Origin of the sequence: Campylobacter sp. CH186 (genome assembly GCF_004378925.1) — a bacterium.
Lineage (GTDB): Bacteria > Campylobacterota > Campylobacteria > Campylobacterales > Campylobacteraceae > Campylobacter_D > Campylobacter_D jejuni.
In genome coordinates this window covers 43,514-62,980 of sequence record NZ_RYYB01000008.1, presented here as the reverse complement: position 1 = coordinate 62,980, position 19,467 = coordinate 43,514, and the positions used below count along the sequence as shown (strand labels likewise).

Genomic DNA, 19,467 nt, shown 5'->3' with positions numbered 1-19,467 from the left:
TATTTTAAACCTACATAATAGGTTCTATTATTAATATCAAAATAAGTTGAACTCATCTTTGTATCTTCATAACCTGCGTACACACCATATATTCCACTGTCTTTTAAAGTAGAATAACCTATAATGGTTCCTTTAGTGTGTCCTTTACTTTCCTCATTTAAAGAAAGTTCAACATTCTGTGAAGAAAAATAAGGAAGGATGAATAAAGAATGTTCTTTATTAGAACCATAGTTTCCATTATTTAAATCACTCTTTATATAATCACTTGCATCTGCATATAAATTACCCTTTTCAGACATAGCGATGCTTTGAGACTTACTTGAAGAAGCCAAAGAAAAGCTTTGCATAGAATTACCCATAACATTGTCTATAAAGGTTGATCTTCTTGTAGTAGTAGAGATTAAAGATCTAAAGGTTGCACCTGATATGGAAGCATTAAGATTAAAATCTGTAGAAAGTTTTCCTGTTAATGGATCATAGCTTAAAGATATTTCTCCACCTCCATTAGTTCCTATATTGCCAATATTGCCTTGATTAACACCTGAGATGATATTGTTGATATCTCCTAATTCATCAAGATTAACATTGCTTTGATCAACGGTTATATTTTCTACTTTTACATTATCTTTACCACTTCCACCTACAACCACAGTGTCTAATTTACCTGTTTCTTTATCTGTAGAAACAACCCAATCTTTAATTCCAACACTACCATTACCATTGTTAGTTACTGTATTACCATTGCTATCTTTACCTACTGAGCCTTGGTTAGAGATTTCAACTTGTGCAGATCCTGAAACAGTAATACCATTATTTATGGTTGAGCCTTGTGAATTAGAAATACTAGTATTCCCACTTCCTGAAGAACTAATACCGCCACTAATAGTTCCACCATTACTATTACTAATTACCATATCAGCACCACCAGTGCTTTCAATCTTACCACCGATATTACCTGAGTTAGAAATTTCAAGTTTATTATCACTATTGTTAGTGATAGAACCTGAAATACCTGTATCAGAAGTAGAGGTGTTAGTGATAGAATCAAGTTTACTATCTTCATCTACAGTAATTGAACCAGAAATAGCTCCATTACCCGTATTGGTAATAGAATCAATACTACTGCCCCCGCTTACTTGAACACTTCCTGAGATGCTTCCATTACCTTGATTAACAAGACCACCTTCTACCTTAGCTCCATTTTCTATCTTAATATCACTACCTATAGAAGCATTACCTGTATTGATTATATTTCCTTCAAGTTTAGTGTTTTCCCCACTAACAGTAATACCACCTGTAACAGTTCCTGAACCTGAATTTTCTATGGCTTTACCAGAATCTGAACCTATAGTAGCTCCATCTTTTATAGTTATAGAACCAGATATTTTTCCACTTTCATTAGATATACCTGAACCACTTCCGCCTTCTACTCTAGATCCTTCACCAGATAAGATCATATCTCCACTTAAAGAGGCTGCATTAATTAATCTAATGCCATTAGTATTACCTTGTATCACACCCCCATTAGTAAGATTTATTTTTTGGGTACTTGAACCTAGACTTAACAAAATACCATAATCATCGCCATAAACTCCACTTACTGAACTATCTTTTTTTGTATCTTTACCCCCATCTATATATAAATTTCCTAAAGTTTGCCACTGCCCCACATTTATTCCTGCAATTTTTCCATAAACTATACCACCATTTTCTATAGTAAGTGCTCCAAATTTACCATAAGTTACACCTATACCGTAACTTTCGGATTTTATAGTTCCTGTATTTATTATATTATCTATAGTTCCACCTGATTCTAGTTTTATACCAGCATTATTATCAGCCTTGCCGGTAGTAGTTATAGTTCCAGAATTAATAAGAGTTTTTATATTACTAGTTACAAACATACCAGAACTTTTACCACTTATAATACCAGTATTTTCAAAAGTTGTTATATTACCCGATACAAACACTGCTCCAAAAGTACCATCATTGCCTTGTATAGTCCCACTATTATTAAAATTATTTATAGTGGCTCCAGATAAGCTTACACCTTGATTCCCGCTGATTAGACCGCTATTAGTAAAGCTTTTTATATTAGTATTTCCTTGGAAGTAAACTCCTTTATTGTTACTAACTATAGTCCCACTATTATCAAATTTATCTACATTGATAGTTCCTTTACCAGCCCAAATTCCCATATAAATTTGACCATTAATCTGACCTTTGTTTTCAAAGGTATTAACAGTGATAGTTCCTGTAAAGCTACCATTACTATTTTCTACAGCTACTTGACCATCAATAGTTCCTTTATTGGTAAGATTGGTAAGAGTAAGAGTATTGCTGTTTTGGCCATTAACATATATAACTTTGTTTTTATCTTGAGGTTGTAAAGCTCCACCTGTTTCAATTATTAAAGAATGTGACCCACTTCCAGTAATAGTTACTTTATCGGTGTGCAATGAATTTATAGTCGTATCAGTCCTAGTTTCAGGAGTATATACACTTGCTGCTGATCTAGCCTTAAGATTTTTATTTGCTTCATCATAAGTTTTTATTTCAGAATTTAATGCAGCATCAGCACAGCTAGCTAAGAAAGAAATAGCAGCTAAAGATAAAACTATCTTTTTAGAATTTAAATGGGATTTTCTAATCCCCCCCCCCCATGGACACCTTACTTGAAATAATATTTTTACTCAAATATTTTTCTCCTTCCTTATTTAAAATGATTTATTTTGAAATTAATTTCATATTTTTTATTTTTTAAAAATAATATAAAATACAAAAATAAAATAGCGGAATAATAAAATATTTAAACTTAAAGTATAGTTAAATACTAACTATTATAAAACTATATGGTTTGAATTTAAATTTTATTTTATAAAAAAAATTGATTTAATGAGAGTAAATTTTGATTAAATATTGAAATTATTTGTGAGATATTTTTAATTAATATATATTAATTAAAGCTAGCCTGTAAATTCGGTAGTTTCATAACCTATAGGTTTATCTACAAAACAAGATTTTTCTTTTAAAAATACAACTTCTATAGTTCCAACAGGTCCATTTCTATTTTTTCCAACAATAATTTCAGCATTTTCTTGCATAGGATTTGGTATAAAAAGCCTTTGATAAGCTTTGCCTTCAGCTTTAGCTTTATTCTCTCTTTCTTTTTCTTCTTGTTCTCTATAAACCTCATCGCGATATACAAACAAAATAGCATCCGCATCTTGCTCTATAGCTCCACTTTCTCGCAAATCACTCATCAAAGGACGCTTATTTGCCCTTTGTTCTAAACCACGATTAAGTTGCGAAAGTGCGATAATAGGCATATCAAGCTCTCTGGCCAAAAGCTTAAGTCCTCTTGAAATTTCACTCACTTGCAAATGCCTATCATTAAAATTTGAATTACTCATCATAAGCCCTATATAATCAATCACACAAAGTCCTATACTTTCATCTTGGGATTTTAAACGCCTTAAAATAGCCCTTACATCAGCAATAGTTGCATAACCACTATCGTAAATATATAATTTCTTTTGACTATAATCATTACAAGCATCTCCTAAACGCTCCCATTCGTCATCGTTTAAATCTGCAGTTAAAATTTTTTGCAAAGGAATGGAAGTTTTGGAAGATAGCATTCTTTGCATGATTTGAATTGCAGGCATTTCAAGAGAAAACAAAGCCACGCCTTTATTTTGTCTTAAAACCTTATCAATGAAATTTAAACAAAGAGTTGTCTTTCCCATACCTGGGCGTGCAGCGATTATTATAAGTTCACCCCCTTTAAAACCTTTTGTCATTTTATTTAAACCTTCAAAACCTGTATCAAGCCCTATAATACCTTTATTTTCTAAAGTTTTTTGCTTTTTAAATTCTTCAAAAAGTTCTGATATTACCATATCAACATCTTTAATATCTCTAGAATTCACACGATTTGTAATGCTAAAAATTTCTTTACCAATTTCATCTGCGATTTCACTTACGGCACGATCTTCATTGATACGAGTTGGTAAAAGATGTGCAAAACTCAAAAGTTGTCTTTTTACGGACTTTTCACGAAGTTCATTTACATAAGCAGACAAATCTATCATAGAAGGAGTAGCAAGAATTTCTGCTAAAATCTCTTCATCTATTTTTTTATGTTTTTTTAAAAAACTTATAGAAATAGGCTCTTTGTTGTTGCTACAAGCTATAATTGCTTTAAAAATATCTTCATGAGCTTTAAGACTAAAATCTTTTGGGCTAATATCGCCTGCTATACTAGCGTAAGCTTCTTCACTCATGATACAACTGCTTAAAATAGCTCGTTCTAAATCCAAGTCATAATATTCTTGTTGCACTAAATTTCCTTATAAATAGTTTTAAAAATTTTATCTAAAAAAACTTAAAATTATAAACTTTAATTTTTTATAAATATTTAAAGTAATGTTAGTTACAATTATCATCATAACATTTATTTTATTAGGAGAACGCTTGAAAAAACATTTATTTTCATGTATTTTAGCTTCCATTTTAGCCCAGTCAGCTATGGCTGTAGATTTTCAAGAAGGTTTTAGTGGAAATTTAAGCATAGGTGTAGGTGCAAGAGATATTAAAAGTAATATTTCAACTTTAGCAGATAGTGATTACTTAGGTGGTTATGATGCTGATAATTCGGACTCTTCTTTTATTCCTTTTATCGGTGTAGAACTTTACTATGGCAACCTTATAGACAATGATAGAGTTTTTATCAAAAACTATAATGGAAGAGATATCAGCGGTATAGCTTTAGGTTACGAAAAAGCTTATTTAGAGCGTTTTAGCACTTCTTTTTCTGTAATCTCTTCTTTAAGAGAAAAAGCTTATGCAAATCCTTATCAAACAGGCAATAGAGAAGAAACTGGTGTTGATAGATATGGTTTTAAAATCTCTCAACTTTACGAAAGTGATTTAGGAAAATTTACAGCTTCATATTTATTTAGCAAAAACAAATATGATAAAGACGCAGTTGAGTACAGCTCTTTAAAAAGAGAGGGGTATTATCACGAGTTTGAATTAAATTACAATTACAGTTTGTTAAATTTAGGACTAAGTTATGATTATAATGATGCAGATGGAAAAGCTCAAAGTTACTCAAGATATGGTTTAAGCATGGGAGCAAATTTAGCTTTTGCTAATGACTATATCTTCACCCCAAATTTAAGTCTTAGCAAATATGAAGCAGTAGGAACAGATCCTATCTTCCACAAAAAACAAGACGGTAATATAGTTAAGCTTAATCTAAAAGTTGTTAAAAATCAATTTTTGGGCTATAACGGACTTTATGGTTTTGCAAATTATGGTATAGAAAAAAGAAATAGCGATATAGGATTTTATGATGAAACCTATCAAGTTGTTTTAACTGGAATAGGATATAAATTCTAAAAAAGCTCCTTTGATAAAATTTAAAAAAGATCTATCCACTATAAAGATAGATCTTTAAAAATCCTTTTAAAAAAAATCCAAGCTAAAATCAAAACACAAAATTCAGCAAAAAATGGACTTAACCATACTCCATTTAAACCTATAAAACAGGATAAAAGCAAAAGAAAAAATAAAGGCATGAATAAATTTTGCGTTAAACTTAGAACCAAAGAAAAGCTTGCCTTATTAAAAGCTGTCAAAAAAGAACCGCTTAGAATATTAAACCATGCAAAAAGATAATTAAAAGCAAAAAGCATCAAAGCTGTATAAGCAAAAGTTTTAAATTCTTGATCATTTTCTTTTGCAAAAAGTGTTATCAAATTTTCTCCAAATATCAATATAAACACTATAGAAAATAAAGATAAAATTCCCCCTGCAAAAAATACCACTTTTATAATGGCTTTAATCCTTAAAAAATCTTTTTTAGCATAATTATAACTAAGCGCAGGTTGCATCGCATCCCCCATAGCAATAATAAGCATTATGATAAAACTATCAATATATAAAATAATAGAAAAAGCTGCCACGGCTTGAGTGGTAGAAATTTTTAATAAAACAAAATTTGCAAAAATACTATATAAAGAACCCGAAACATTGCCAAAAAACTCGCTACTTCCATTATAAAGAATATTTTTAAAAATTCTCAAATTTATATATAAACTTGAGAATTTAAGCTCTAAATTTTGAAATAAAAAAGGAATAATTCCAAAAATACCACTTAAAACAATTCCTAAACAAGTTGCAAGGGCTACCGAAAACAAGCCCCAACCAAATACAACTATAAAAAGATAATCAAATACAATATTACTTAAAGCTATGATTATATTCATAATCATACTATAGGTTGTTTTTCCACAAATTCTTAAATAATTGTCCAAGGCAAAAGAAAGCATGGTAAAAGGTGCAAATAAAGCAAAAACAAACATACATTTTTTAGCCATAGTTTTAATCTCATCACTAACATTTAGACAATCAATCAAAACAGGTCCTAAAAAATACTCCAAAATTCCAATAAAGCAAGAGATTAGAAAAATAATCAATATACTAGAACTAAATATCTTTCTAGCTAAATTCTTCTTGCCCAAACCCAAATGCATAGAAATTTGCACTGCTGAACCTATAGCTATCATATCAGCCAAAGCAAAAGACATCATAATAAAGGGAATAATCAAGGCTAGTGCCGCTAAAGCATCACTTCCTAGATATTTTCCAACAAAAATTCCATCAACTATATAATAAAAAGAAATAAAAGCCATGCTTATAGCATTTGGCACGGCGCATTTTATAAAAAGCCTAAAAGGGCTTAAAGTGCTAAAAATATTTGACATATAAATCCTTTAAAAATATTAAAATAAAATATTTTTAAAGACGCTAGTATAGTGCTTGAAGTCCTAAAATATAGAAATTTAGACGATAAGTTCTTATTGTTGTTTTTGTATTGATTTTATTTTGCATTTTCATAGATTTAAATTAAAATAATAAGAATTATAAAATTTACTTATTAATAAGTCAAATTTAGCCCAAAGGCTAAATTTTAAAGCACGGAAAGAATTTTTACAGCGTCATTTAACCCTGTAACTATACTTGCTCCATTTTTAGTAGCAATATCTCCTGCTACAAAGATACCTTTAACATTGCTTTGTTTATTTTCATCCATTAAAGGCACACCTTTATCATCAACATTAATCCCGCATTTTTGTAAAAAATCAAGTGGAGTAGAACCACCAATAGCATAAATGATTCTATCATAAATATCGCTTGTACCATCGGTAAAATTTACCTTAGCCTTGCCACTATCATCTTCTACTTCATTAATGTCGATTCCTAGTTTTAACTCTACTTTACCCGAATTTCCAGCTTCGTGAATATCTTTAAGATTGATATCATTTAATCTTGTAAATTCTTTTTTACGATAACAAAGGCTAACTTGATTTGAATTAGCCAAATCCACAGCGTATTCTGCTGCTGAATTTCCGCCACCTACAACAAGAATTTTTTCATTTCCCAAAACTGAATTGGCATTAAAATTAATGATTTTTGTTAAAGTCATAGGAAGTTTGTAATCAGGCTTATTAGGTTTGCCCATTCTACCTATAGCAACGATAATGTTTTTACACTCATAAACACCTTTAGCTGTGCTTACTAAAAAAACTCCATTTTCATTTTTAACACTCTCAACTTCAGAGCCAAATTCAATTTCTATATTGTGCTCTTTCAATGCGTTTTGAAAAGTTTCTATAGTGCTTTCTTTGGTGCCATCTTCAAAAGGAACATGTCCATGATTAGTTCCTTCGCATCCCTTATAAGCTTTATCTACTCTCTTGCCATCTTTATAAAATTGCATTAAAGTTTGGCAAATGTTATTTGATTTTTCCAGTATCAAAACTTCTTTGTTTTTAAGCTTGGCTTCAACCGCACAGCCTATGCCTGTTGGACCTGCACCTACTATAATTAAATCTATTTTTTTCATTTATATTTACCTTTCAATTCTGATTTTTTTTGTATAATTTATCAAGTTTTTTGTAAATAAAGGATTAAAAATGCGAAATTTGCTTGAAAATATTAAGAAAAATTCTCAAAAACTACTTAACTTAACACCCAAAGATAAAGAAAAAATTATTTTAAAATTAGCTCAAAATTTAAGAGAAAATTTCAAAATTATCCTAGAAGCAAATGAAAAAGATATAGCAAATTTCACAAAAAGTGAAGCAATAAAAGATAGGCTTTTGTTAGATGAAAAACGCATTTTAACTCTTTGTGAAGGCCTAGAAAAAATCGCTTGCATCGAGGATCCTATAGGCAAAATTTCTAAAGCTTGGAAAAATTATGCGGGTTTGAGCATACAAAAAATAAGCATTCCTTTAGGACTTATTTGTGTTATTTACGAAGCAAGGCCTAGTCTTAGTGCTGAAATTGCAGCTTTAATGATAAAAAGTTCTAATGCTTGTGTATTTAAAGGTGGAAGTGAAGCAAAATTTACAAACAAAGCTATATTTACTCTTGTTAGCAAAGCACTTAAGGAATTTAGTTTGCAAGATTGTTTTGCCATGCTTACTCAAAGAGACGAGATCAAACAAATTCTAACTTTTGATGATTTAATCAATGTGATCATACCTCGCGGTAGTTCAAATATGATACAAGAAATTGCAAACAATACTAAAATTCCTCTCATTAAGCAAGATAAGGGCTTGTGTCATGCTTTTGTAGATCAAAGTGCTAACTTAGATATGGCTTTAAAAATAATCCTTAATGCAAAGTGTCAAAGAGTAAGTGTTTGCAATGCTTTAGAAACGCTTTTAATCCATGAAAAAATTGCTAAAAATTTTATAAGTCTTTTAATCCCTGAATTTAAAAAATTTAAGGTAAAAATTCACGCTCATGAAAATGCTTTGGCTTATTTTAACAACTCAAATTTAGAAGTTTTTAAAGCAAATGAAAATACCTTTGATACAGAATGGCTTGATTTTGCTTTAAGTGTAAAATTAGTAAAAGATTGCGATGAAGCTATAGAGCATATCAACAAACACAGCTCCTTGCATTCTGAAAGCATTATCTCAAATGATGCTTCAAATATCGCTAAATTTCAACGCCTTATAAACTCATCTTGTATTTATGCTAATGCTTCAACGCGTTTTAGTGATGGAGGAGAATTTGGCTTTGGTGGAGAAGTTGGAATTTCAACTAACAAATTGCATGCTAGAGGTCCTATGGGGGTTGAAGATATTTGCACTTATAAATATATAATCAATGGGGAAGGACAAATTCGAGAGTGAATAAATTAGAAATACTAAAGCAACACTTTAAAGAAATTGCTAAACTAAATTCAAGCGAACAAGTTTGGCAAATGCCTTTTTTTGCGGCTTTGGGTGTGGGTATAGTTTTAGGGTTTAGTGTATTTTTTGGAAAATTAAACTATGGGCTCATTGCCATGATAGGAGCTTTATCTTTTTTATATGTTCCAAACACTCCTTTATATCATAGAATGGCTGTTGTGATGTGCTGTTCTTTTGGCATAGTTTCTAGTTTTTTCTTAGGAATTTTAACTCATTTTTTGCCTTCAGTTTTTGCCTTCATCCCTATAGGACTTGTGGCCATGGGAAGTTCTGTTTTAATTAGATATTATAACATTGGCGCACCTGGATATTTCTTCTTTGTATTTTCTTGTGTTTTAGGAGCTTATTCTCCTTTTGAAGCTAAGGATTTTATTTTTTTAGTGGGTCTTGTTTTTCTTGGAGCAATGGTGGCTAATTTAATGGCTTTGTTATATTCTATCGTTGTGATTTATGGATTTAAAAATGCTTTACCTGGCGAAATTCCACCTAGAGAATACATAGGTTTTGATGCAGTTTTTGTGGATTCTTTGATTATGGGTTCTTTTGTGGCTTTTTCTATATTTTTAGGAACTTTTTTAGAACTTGAAAGAAGTTATTGGATAGCCATTTCTTGCACAGCTATTATGCAAGGTGTAACTTTAAACTCTATATGGATTAAACAAATTCAACGTATCATAGGAACGGCCTTAGGAGTATGTTTTGCATGGTGGCTTTTATCTAAACAATTTCACAATATAGAGCTTGTTTTACTTATGATGTCTTTGTTTTTTATAGGACAATTTTTAGTCAATCGAAACTATGCTTTAGCTATGATTTTCTTTACTCCTTATGCTACTTATCTTTCAGAAGCAGCTAATTTTATGAGTGAAAATGCAGATACATTGATACTCGCTCGTTTGATTGATGTCGTAATAGGAAGCATTTTAGGACTTTTGGGTGGTTTTGTAATTTATAAACCTTATCTAAGGGTACATTTTGAACGCATTGCAAAATACATCTTTAGGATAAAACAAAAAGCTTAAAAGTCAAATAAAGCACAAGCATTATCCCCCAAAATTTGCTCTTGTTCTTTTTTAGATGCGACAACTTCATTGAAAGCTACTAGAGCCGATGAAAAATTAACATTTACTTCAAAATTTGTATGCGGCCAATCGCTTCCAAAAACAAAATTGCTAAGTGGAAAATGTTCTTTTAAAATTTCATATATTTTCTTTGCAAATTTTACAGCTTGTTCATTATTAGCATAATCTATTTTTGCCCTATAAAAACCGCTAATTTTAAAAAATATTCTAGAGTTTTTTAAACAAATTAGATCCTCTAAATTTGTTAAGTTTGTATTAGCTCTTGCTAAATGATCGATAACAATATTACAACCATAAGGAATTAAATTTTCAACAATATCAACAAGATTATTGTCTAAATCTCTTTGAATTTCTATTTGCATTTTAAGCTTACTTAAATTTTCAAAAAATTGAGTCCAAACCGTACTTTTAAAATTTGGCAATTCTTTGCCAATTAAATTTAATCTAACTCCACAAGCTTTTCTTTGTTTTAGTTTTTTAAGCTCATCAAATTTAATACCTTCATCAACCACAACTATAGCTTTTATATTTTCATCTTTTTCGATACTCTGAAGCAAAAATTCATTATCAACACCTAAAAAACTTGGCTGAACTAAAACCCCTTTATCAAAATCATAATGATCTAAATTTGCTTTATAATCTTTAAAACTAGCGTCATAATCAGGTTTATATCTTGCATTTGCAACCGTATTTAACTTTTTCAAAAATATATGTGCATGAGTATCAATCTTCACTAAATTATCCTTATAAAATAAAACTCATTATAATAGTGGCTAAAATCGCCGCCATAAATCCTATAGGCACAGCTTTAATAAGCAAATCTTTAAATAATTTTTCCTTATATTTATCAGGACAAGATCCTAAAATTAAACTTCCTCCAGAAGAAAAAGGAGAAATAGCAGAAGCTTGAGCCCCTATAACAATACAAGAAAAAAGCAATGCCTCGCTTAATCCACTGCTTGCAGCAATGCTTGGAACTATAGGAAAAAGCGCTGGAGTAACCACACCCAAAGTACTTGAAAAAAGCGACATAAAAGCTGCAATAGCACACATTATTAACGGAATAAAAATCACATTGATCTCATTTTCTACAAGATCTGAAAATAATTTTATAGCCCCCGCTTCAACCGCTATACTAATTAACATCCCTACTCCACAAATCATTATCAAGGTTCCCCAAGGAATTAAAGCAACAACTTGTTTCTCATCGGCTAATTTTAAAAATAAAGCAATGGCAACAAAAATCATGGCTATCATGGCTATATCTATTTTTTTATTAAAATAACTAATTGTCTCATTATGTGGAAAAATAATATTTAACACAGGAAAGATTAAAACAACAATAATCATCATAAACATGAGAATTAAAGTAGTTTTTTGTTTATAATCAAATGGATCAGGTTTTGAAATAACACTGATTTGCATCTTATTTTTAAAAGCATTAAACACAAAAAAAGATAATACTATAATAGGCAAAATTATAGTAAAAGCAAAAATAATACTAGAATTTACAAAAGCTTCATTTGCTTCAATACCTGAATTTTCCATCAATCCTCGAAAAATAATCCCACTTTGAGAAGTCATAAAATTTGCTCCTCCCAAAGCACCATAGTTTATAGCCATAGCTCCAGCAATTTTACTTAAACCGATTTTATCGCAAAGTAAAAAAGTAAGTGGTGCCATAAAAGCCAAAACCGTATAAAAACCCGCTCCTAAAGCAGCTATAATAGCACTAACCACAAAAATAACAAAAGGAAGCAAATAAGGATGATTAGCAAAACGATACATCAAATGTCCAGCTAATTTTTCAAGAGTTCCATTTACGGTTGCAAAATTATAAAACAATGAAACAGCAAAAATAACAAAAAATATAGAAATAGGCCAAAAAGCTATGATTTTTTTAGGAGCCAAATCCATAAAAAAAGCTCCTATAACATAAGCAAAAATCATAGCAAAAATTCCAACATTATGTCTAGTAATATAGCCTAAAATGATGGCTACTATAATACTAGAGATGATTAAAAAAACCATTATCATCCTTTAAAATATTATAGGGCTTATGATATCAAAAATATATTTTTCAAAGCATAAAAACAAAATCTAAAATTTAAAAAATATCTATTTAGTAACAAATTTACTCATCTTATGAAATTTTTATAAAATATCCACATCCATAGCAAGCAAAGCAAAGCTTCCTAGCCAATGCGACCCAAGATAATCATCTTCTATATGAGCTATGGCTTTATCAAAATGCTCTGTAGCATTGTTTCTTAAAAGAATTTTTAAATTTTCATCGCAAAAATTTGAAAGTATTTTAAAACACCAAGCACGACTTAAATTCAGCCCATCTAGATGTGCTATTTTACCATCGCTCCTATCACTCACACTCACAGGGGTAAATAAAGTTGCAGGTTCTTTTGTTTCTAAATTTGGCAAATATGCTTTAAAAAATTTTACAAAATCATTTTTAGGTAAAACAGCACTTAAAAGCACCGCTTCCATCAAAACAGGAGATAAAAACTCATCTCCACAAGGCTCTAAAGCTTGCATATTTTTATCATTTAAAAACCACTTTTTAGCACTTTGGATGATGCAATACTCCAATTCTTGATCTTTTTTAAATCTTGCATATTCTAAAGCAAAATACAAAGCAAAAGAGCTATTAAAATGAGTTCCAACTCGTATAGGATAATCCATCTTAGGCAAAAACTCCTTAAATTCTTTAACAAAAAAATCAGCTATACCTTCTAAATTTTTAGCCCAAATTTCAGCTTTGTCATTTTCCTTAGTAAGTAAATTTATCTCCAAAGCCAGTTTTAAAAACCATCCCCATCCATAAGGTCTTTCAAAACCTTTGTGCGCAGGGTTTTGAAGATACTTAAGCTCTCCTTCTGCTTTTTCTTTGGTAAATTGAGAATCTAGGGCTTTGATGATTTCATCCTTTGGAGCAAAATGAGAAAAATCTTTTAAAATTTTCACCAAAAGCCAGTGAGAATGCACACTAGAATGCCAATCATAAGAACCATAAAATATAGGATACATAAGTTTTGGTGGTTTAATATCATTGATATCATTAAAAGAATGTGTAATTTTATTTGGTAATTCTCTAAAAATATTTTCTAGCGCAATAAAGCTAAATTGTTTTATAAATTTTTCCATTGTTTCTCCTTAAAATCTAAAAGCTAAAAAATACATTAAAAAGATATTAGCTACAAGCAAAACAAGTCCTGACATAAACTGGGCTTTAATTACGCCATTTTTATCATCTAAATTTAAAAGTGCTGCAGGAACTATATTAAAATTTGCAGCCATAGGCGTCATTAAAGTTCCGCAAAATCCACTAAGCATTCCAATTGCACCTATAATAGCAGGATTTGCATACATTTGTATGATTAAAACCGGCAAAGCAATGGCAGCAGTAATCACAGGAAAAGCTGCAAAAGCATTGCCCATTACTATAGTAAAAATCGCCATAGCGATACAATACACAGCTACTGCAATAAAAGCATTATCTAAACTAATATAACTAGATAAAAGTTTAGATACTTGATCGCCCATTCCTGTAGAAACAAAAACTACCCCAAGTGTAGCCAAAATTTGCGGTAAAAGCGCCGCCCAACTAATGTGATCCATAGTATGTGCTGCATCTTTAACGGCTCTTTTAGGAGAAGCCTTAAACATAAAACAAGCAACCACTGAAGAAATAATTATACCTATAATCAAAGCCATCAATGTAGCATTTTTATTTTCAAAAAAACTCAAATGGGGAAATAAAAAAGTCCCAATAAGTGTAATCAAAGGAACCATTAAAGCAGGAATAAAAAGTTTATTTTTATAAATATTTGCATGTTTTATCTCGTATTCTTTTTCTTCTTTGCTAACTTCAATCTTTGCTGGTTTTAATAAATTAAACCCTGCTATAAGTGCTAGTAAAATCACTATACAACCCATCACAAAATGAGGCAAAACTCCTGCTAGCAAAAAAGTAAAACTATAACTTATCCAAAATACCCCGCCGCTTATTCTTGATTTTATATCTTTAGCTTGATTAGAAAAACTTAAAATTCCAAAAATTAAAAATAAAATTCCTACAATATAATAAAGTAAATCAAGACTTATCATCACTCAACCCTTTATAAGTTTTTTCTAATCTTTTATCAAATAAATAAAGTCTAGAACAATGGATAATTAAAGCCAAAATTCCAGTTGGTATAGCCCAAACTGATAAATGCAATGGCTCAACAATAATACCATTGCTCTCATAAAAAGCTTTAATAAATAAAATAGAATGCACGGCTATAAAAATATCCTCTCCAAAAAATACAGCAACATTATCCGTTCCCGCAGAAAAAGCTTTGATTTTTTGACTATCTTTATGTGTTAAGTTTTTAAATTTAAGCTTAGCTGCAGCTTCTGCCATAGGGGCTATTAAAGGTCTTATCATCTGTGCATGTCCGCCTAAAGATAAAAGCCCTAAAGCTGCAGTAACTTGTCTAAAAACAAAATAACACATTAAAATTCGTCCTGTACTGGCAACTTTTATTTTGGATATTAAATTTTTAGCCTGCTCTCTTAAGCCTTTGCGTTCCAAAACAGCAAGTAAAGGTAAAATAAGCCAAATTATAGCAACATAGCGATTATCTACAAAAGATTTTCCTATATCACTAACAACCTTAACAAAATCAAAACCTGAAACAAGTCCAGCATAAATTCCAACTGAAGTTACCACTAAAAAAGGATTAATCTTTAAAGCAAAACCTAAAACAATCAAAGGTATAGAAGCAAGAAGTAACCATTCCATCAACCATCTCCACAATATAAATTAGGAATATTATAGAAATTTTAAATTGAAGAAAAGTTTAAAAAAATATTTTTAAGAATAGAATGAGAAATTAAGTAACAAAATAAATTTTATATAAATTTAAAAAAGCCTTGGAATAGTCCAAAAGCTTTTTTTTGTATTATTTGTTCGCTCTTTCTATATACTCACCACGCACAGTATCAACACGTATAACTTCACCTTCTAATACATGAAAAGGAATTTGCACTACCGCACCTGTTTCTAATGTAGCTGGTTTTTTATTTGATCCTTGAGTATCACCTTTGAAATTTGGAGCCGTTTCGATGATTTTGAGTTCAACAACTTGTGGAACTTCTACGCCGATAGCTTTACCATTGTGGAAAAGCACATCTACCATCATACCATCAAGCATCCATTTTTTTGCCTCACCCACATCATCATCACTTATAGCTACTTGCTCATACGTTTGTGTATCCATAAACTGGCAATTTTCACCATCATCATAAAGATACTGCATGGTTTTATCTTCTAGATTTGGAGCTTCGCATTTATCGCCTGCATGGAAAGTTTTTTCAAGCACTTTACCATCAATAAAAGATTTGATTTTAATACGCACAAAAGCAGGGCCTTTACCTGGTTTTACATGCTGATACTCAACTATTTTAAAAGGAATTCCATCAATTTCTATTTTAAGTCCCTTTTTTAAATCACCCATTGAATAAGATGCCATAAATTTCCTTTGTTAAAAAATAAAAAATAATTTTATCAAATTTTGATTGATATCGCAATAAAATTATTTTATTTGATGAAAAAATAAGTAAAATTACGCTAAAATTTAAATTTAAAGCATAGTAAATGCTCGCTTCTTTTTAGAAGAGGAAAGTCCGAGCTGCTAAAGACAAGCATTCCATCTAACAGATGGCTAGGGCAACCTAAGGGATAGTGCAACAGAAAGAAAACTACCACACAAGTGGAAAAGGTGAAACGGCGGGGTAAAAGCCCACCAGCGATTTTGGTAACAATTTCGGCTATGTAAACCCAATGTGCAGCAAGAAGGGATGGTTAGCGTCTTTGTTTTAACCCTTCGCTTGATTTTGTTTGCAAAAACAAAACTAGATAAATGAGCATTCAAGACAGAACTCGGCTTATCGCTATGCTTTTTAAGATCTAACATAGGTCAAAGCTTTTTGAAATTTTTGAATTTCAACAGCCTTTGTTTTTTTCTTTTGTTCGATTAGTGTAACAGCTTCTTGCAAAAGAGCTTGAACTTGATAAAATACATCATTTGCATTTTCTTTTAAAAAATCTTCTGAAGACGATTTTTTGGCTAAATTTTTAACAAAAGCTTTCATATCAAGTTCATCAAGTAAATTTTTAAGTTTGTTAACATCTTCTTGAATTAATGCGAGTTTAAAATCATTGAGCCATTGTTTCATTACTATGCACTTCTCTCCAAGCCTCTAGTAAACCTTTGGTTACATTTATAACTTCATTAATTCTTTCTTCGTTATTTTCTAAATTTGCCAAAGATAGAAGTTGAATTTCTCTAGTATAAAGGCCACTTAAATAATGCGCCACTTCTCCACCTTTTTCATAATCTAAAGTATTGATTAATTCTATAAAAATAGCTGTAGTTCTTTTAACAAAATAAACTCTTTGCTCTATATCTTCATTTCTAATAGCTACTTTAGCTCTAGCACAAAAACGCAAAATGCCCTCATAGAGCATTTCGATCAATTTTTGAGAAGATTCTATCCCTACTTGATTTTGGGAATAAGCATTATAAGCCAAACTATTTTGCATCGATATTTTCCTTAATTATTTGAATTATTTGCAGCATTAATCATATTTGTAACTGTGGTCAACTGCTGATTAAGTTTATTTAAAATACTTTCATATTGCAACCACTGATTTGCCATTGTATCATATCTTGCATCGATCATATCTTGAGCTGATTTTTTTGATTCATTTAAAGATTTAGTATCATTAGTTAAACTCTCATCATATTTAGTTAATGAACCATTTGTTCCTGTCATCCCTTGAAGTGTTGATTTAAGTTGAGCAAAGATACCTTTACCTTCTATAGGTTTTGCAGCTATAGTGGTTTCACTTAAACCAAATAATTTTAATTTTTTAGCATCTCCTTTAATCGAAAAATCAGAACTTCCATCGCCACTAAATTTAAGTTTAAAACCTTTTTCGTTATTTTTATTATATTCTTCAACTTTAACCTTTAAACCATCTATACCAAGACTATTGATATGAGTAGCCAAATTTTTAAGCATTTCTTCTTCGGTTGAGCCAGTAAGTACAAAATTTTCACCACTAGTAGTCTTTGATATATCATAGGTTTGACCATTATAAACTATCTTAAAATCACCTGGCTTAAATGTAATTCCTTTATTTTTTTCATCTTCACTTCTTGTTTCAACACTATCACTAGTTTCTTCTTTAGGAGTTAAATAATCTTTTAAACTATCTTTTTCAATCAAGTCTCCAGTATGAGAAATATCTTGATATTGGGTGATACCTGCAAAAAAACTTTCCGCAAAATCAGGATTTTCTTTTACCTTGCTTTCAAATTTAGAAGAATCAAAACTTAAAGTCCCAGCATCATTCAAAGTTAAACCAAAATCTTGCATAGAAAGCATAACTGTAGCATTAACTTTGTTGCCATTATCATCAATTACAGTTCCACTAACTGATTGAGAATCAAACAAAGCAGAAAGTATACTAGAGCGTATAGAATTTACTTCAGTTACACCTTGTAAAGTTCCTTTAGTTCCTGTTTCAGAATTATAATCAGTAGCAGCATTAAGATTGGTTACTAAGTCATTATAAGCATCTACTAATTCTTGCATAGCCTTAGTTACAGCTTCATTATCTTGCTGAACATCAAAATCAATTTCTCCAGTTTTATTCAAGGTTAAAGTAAGTCCAACACCAAGATCTGTCACAGTATTACTTTGGCGTATCATCTTAACCCCATCAAGGGTAAATTCAGCATTTTGAGCTTTTTGTATATGTAAAGGACTTTCTTCATTATCTTTTATCCCATAACCCTTAAAAGTTTCTGAATCAAGAGTAAGAATATAATCACCATCGACACTTCCTTCTCTTCCTGCAGTATCTGATAAAGGTTTATCTAATTCCCAACCAAGATTTGAAAAAAGCTTTGAAGCATTTTTATCAACTACATATCTTCCTTTATCATCTTTATATCCATCAAAAAACCCGATAGCATTATCTTCTCCGGTTTCCTTGCTGGTTAAAGTTAAACGATAAGGAGCATCTTTTTCACCTGTATTTACAATCTTTGCAACGATCTCACCACCTGTAGCTTCATTAATTTTATCAGCTAAATCTCTATAGGTTGTGTTTTTATCATAGGTAACAGTATATTGTTTTCCATTTTGAATAAGTGTAAAAGAAGCTTGTTTATCCCCTAAATTAGGATCAACATACCCACCATCATTTGCTAAACCTTTGCTTTGATAAACATCTTTTTGAGCAAGTTGCTTAACATTTATTTTCATGCTTTGTAAAGATACCCCACTGCTAGCTGTTAGGCTTGCTGGAGGATTAGTGGTAACACTAGCACTTACTTTTCTTTTTGCAAAAGCTGTTGCATCTGCTAAAGAAGAAACTGCGGTTTGAAACGTAAGCAATTTTGTTTTTATTTCAGTTAAATCTTTTTGTTTAGTTGTATTTTCTTCGATTTTTTTAGTATAAGGATCAATGCGAGCTTTTTGTTCAGCTTCTTTCAACTTATCTAAAGTATCTTGAGTTAAAACTCCAGAACCAAATCCTAAACTAGATAAACTACCAAATGCCATTTTTAACTCTCCTTATCAAATATCATTCCTATCACATCCCTAAAATACTCAGCTAATCTCATAGCTTCTTCACTAGGGATTTGACGAATTTCCCTTCCAGTACTTTTTTCAGTCACGCTAATATACATAGAATTAATTTTATCGCTATAACCAAAACGAACATTAGTATCTAAAGAATCCATTTGCTCATTTAACTTTTTTGTAATATTAGCTAACTTTTCACTCACACCTTGTTGTCCATCATCGCCTCCTTGGCTTTGACTTCTATCGGTTTGAATGTTTGAACTAGCCTGTGTCTCACTTGTTCTTTGGCTAATGTTTGCCAAAGCTGTATCCATTTGCCCATTTGCCTTCGATATTTCCATTTTAAAATCCTTTTTAAAATTTCTTATTGCTAGTTACAAGCTTATATCGACAAATTTATAAATTTATGAACACTTAGTAAAGAAAAATTTTATTTTTCAATATAA

17 protein-coding genes and 1 other RNA gene are annotated in these 19,467 nt (G+C 30.7%); 4 read left to right on the top strand and 14 right to left on the bottom strand.

The annotated features are described in order from the left end of the window. Together ELQ09_RS07410 and ELQ09_RS07405 are read right to left on the bottom strand one after the other, a co-directional pair. A partial coding sequence (locus ELQ09_RS07410; RefSeq protein WP_134263873.1) for a hypothetical protein occupies positions 1 to 2,687 on the bottom strand: 2,687 nt, incomplete at its 3' end. Between the two features lie 279 nt (positions 2,688 to 2,966). After that, positions 2,967 to 4,343, bottom strand: coding sequence for a replicative DNA helicase (locus ELQ09_RS07405; protein ID WP_134263872.1), 1,377 nt, complete (start codon positions 4,341 to 4,343; stop codon positions 2,967 to 2,969). Between the two features lie 133 nt (positions 4,344 to 4,476). On the opposite strand from ELQ09_RS07405, the gene ELQ09_RS07400 reads away from it, so the two are divergent. Beyond that, complete coding sequence (locus ELQ09_RS07400; RefSeq protein ID WP_070316875.1) at positions 4,477 to 5,406, top strand: DUF2860 family protein; 930 nt, start codon at positions 4,477 to 4,479, stop codon at positions 5,404 to 5,406. Positions 5,407 to 5,444: 38 nt separating this feature from the next. On the opposite strand, the gene ELQ09_RS07395 is transcribed toward ELQ09_RS07400, so the two are convergent. Together ELQ09_RS07395 and ELQ09_RS07390 are read right to left on the bottom strand one after the other, a co-directional pair. Then, a complete protein-coding gene (locus ELQ09_RS07395) occupies positions 5,445 to 6,773 on the bottom strand; it encodes an MATE family efflux transporter (protein ID WP_134263871.1) in 1,329 nt (442 codons plus the stop codon). A 206-nt stretch (positions 6,774 to 6,979) separates the two neighbouring features. Further along, the gene (locus ELQ09_RS07390; protein ID WP_070316876.1) at positions 6,980 to 7,915 is read right to left on the bottom strand and encodes an NAD(P)-binding domain-containing protein; all 936 of its coding nucleotides are present in this window, start codon (positions 7,913 to 7,915) and stop codon (positions 6,980 to 6,982) included. Positions 7,916 to 7,985: 70 nt separating this feature from the next. On the opposite strand from ELQ09_RS07390, the gene ELQ09_RS07385 reads away from it, so the two are divergent. Both ELQ09_RS07385 and ELQ09_RS07380 read left to right on the top strand, forming a co-directional pair. Further along, positions 7,986 to 9,218 carry a glutamate-5-semialdehyde dehydrogenase gene (locus ELQ09_RS07385; RefSeq protein WP_002933483.1) on the top strand — a complete coding sequence of 411 codons (1,233 nt, stop codon included), beginning with the start codon at positions 7,986 to 7,988 and terminating at the stop codon, positions 9,216 to 9,218. Continuing rightward, the gene (locus tag ELQ09_RS07380) at positions 9,215 to 10,300 is read left to right on the top strand and encodes an FUSC family protein (protein ID WP_052785385.1); all 1,086 of its coding nucleotides are present in this window, start codon (positions 9,215 to 9,217) and stop codon (positions 10,298 to 10,300) included. The genes ELQ09_RS07385 and ELQ09_RS07380 overlap by 4 nt, the downstream gene beginning before the upstream one ends. On the opposite strand, the gene ELQ09_RS07375 is transcribed toward ELQ09_RS07380, so the two are convergent. From ELQ09_RS07375 to efp, 6 genes are all read right to left on the bottom strand, one after another. Continuing rightward, complete coding sequence (locus tag ELQ09_RS07375; RefSeq protein ID WP_052785384.1) at positions 10,297 to 11,094, bottom strand: amidohydrolase; 798 nt, start codon at positions 11,092 to 11,094, stop codon at positions 10,297 to 10,299. The genes ELQ09_RS07380 and ELQ09_RS07375 overlap by 4 nt on opposite strands. A 10-nt stretch (positions 11,095 to 11,104) precedes the next feature. After that, a complete protein-coding gene (locus ELQ09_RS07370; RefSeq protein ID WP_075888367.1) occupies positions 11,105 to 12,397 on the bottom strand; it encodes an SLC13 family permease in 1,293 nt (430 codons plus the stop codon). A gap of 117 nt (positions 12,398 to 12,514) precedes the next feature. Then, positions 12,515 to 13,519, bottom strand: coding sequence for a DUF2891 domain-containing protein (locus ELQ09_RS07365; protein ID WP_134263870.1), 1,005 nt, complete (start codon positions 13,517 to 13,519; stop codon positions 12,515 to 12,517). 9 nt (positions 13,520 to 13,528) lie between these two features. Next, complete coding sequence (locus tag ELQ09_RS07360; RefSeq protein WP_070316879.1) at positions 13,529 to 14,482, bottom strand: DUF979 domain-containing protein; 954 nt, start codon at positions 14,480 to 14,482, stop codon at positions 13,529 to 13,531. After that, positions 14,469 to 15,161 (bottom strand): DUF969 domain-containing protein, encoded by a 693-nt coding sequence (locus ELQ09_RS07355; protein WP_002856730.1) that lies wholly within the window; start codon positions 15,159 to 15,161, stop codon positions 14,469 to 14,471. The genes ELQ09_RS07360 and ELQ09_RS07355 overlap by 14 nt, the downstream gene beginning before the upstream one ends. 160 nt (positions 15,162 to 15,321) lie before the next feature. Then, on the bottom strand, positions 15,322 to 15,891 hold the full coding sequence (efp, locus tag ELQ09_RS07350; RefSeq protein ID WP_002855210.1) for an elongation factor P: 570 nt from the start codon (positions 15,889 to 15,891) through the stop codon (positions 15,322 to 15,324). Between the two features lie 113 nt (positions 15,892 to 16,004). Here efp and rnpB point away from each other — a divergent pair. Then, positions 16,005 to 16,325, top strand: an RNA gene (gene rnpB / locus ELQ09_RS07345) — RNase P RNA component class A. Here the strand turns inward: rnpB and ELQ09_RS07340 are convergent. Genes ELQ09_RS07340 through ELQ09_RS07325 form a run of 4 tightly spaced genes read right to left on the bottom strand, consistent with a single transcriptional unit; the run spans position 16,322 to position 19,362 of the window. Continuing rightward, complete coding sequence (locus ELQ09_RS07340; protein WP_134263869.1) at positions 16,322 to 16,597, bottom strand: hypothetical protein; 276 nt, start codon at positions 16,595 to 16,597, stop codon at positions 16,322 to 16,324. The genes rnpB and ELQ09_RS07340 overlap by 4 nt on opposite strands. Next, positions 16,578 to 16,964: a flagellar export chaperone FliS gene (fliS, locus tag ELQ09_RS07335; protein WP_134263868.1), complete on the bottom strand. Its 387-nt coding sequence runs from the start codon at positions 16,962 to 16,964 to the stop codon at positions 16,578 to 16,580. Before fliS ends, ELQ09_RS07340 begins: the two co-directional genes overlap by 20 nt. Before the next feature lie 11 nt (positions 16,965 to 16,975). Then, positions 16,976 to 18,997 (bottom strand): flagellar filament capping protein FliD, encoded by a 2,022-nt coding sequence (gene fliD, locus ELQ09_RS07330; protein WP_134263867.1) that lies wholly within the window; start codon positions 18,995 to 18,997, stop codon positions 16,976 to 16,978. Positions 18,998 to 18,999: 2 nt separating this feature from the next. Continuing rightward, a complete protein-coding gene (locus tag ELQ09_RS07325; RefSeq protein ID WP_070316882.1) occupies positions 19,000 to 19,362 on the bottom strand; it encodes a FlaG family protein in 363 nt (120 codons plus the stop codon). Positions 19,363 to 19,467 lie beyond the last annotated feature (105 nt).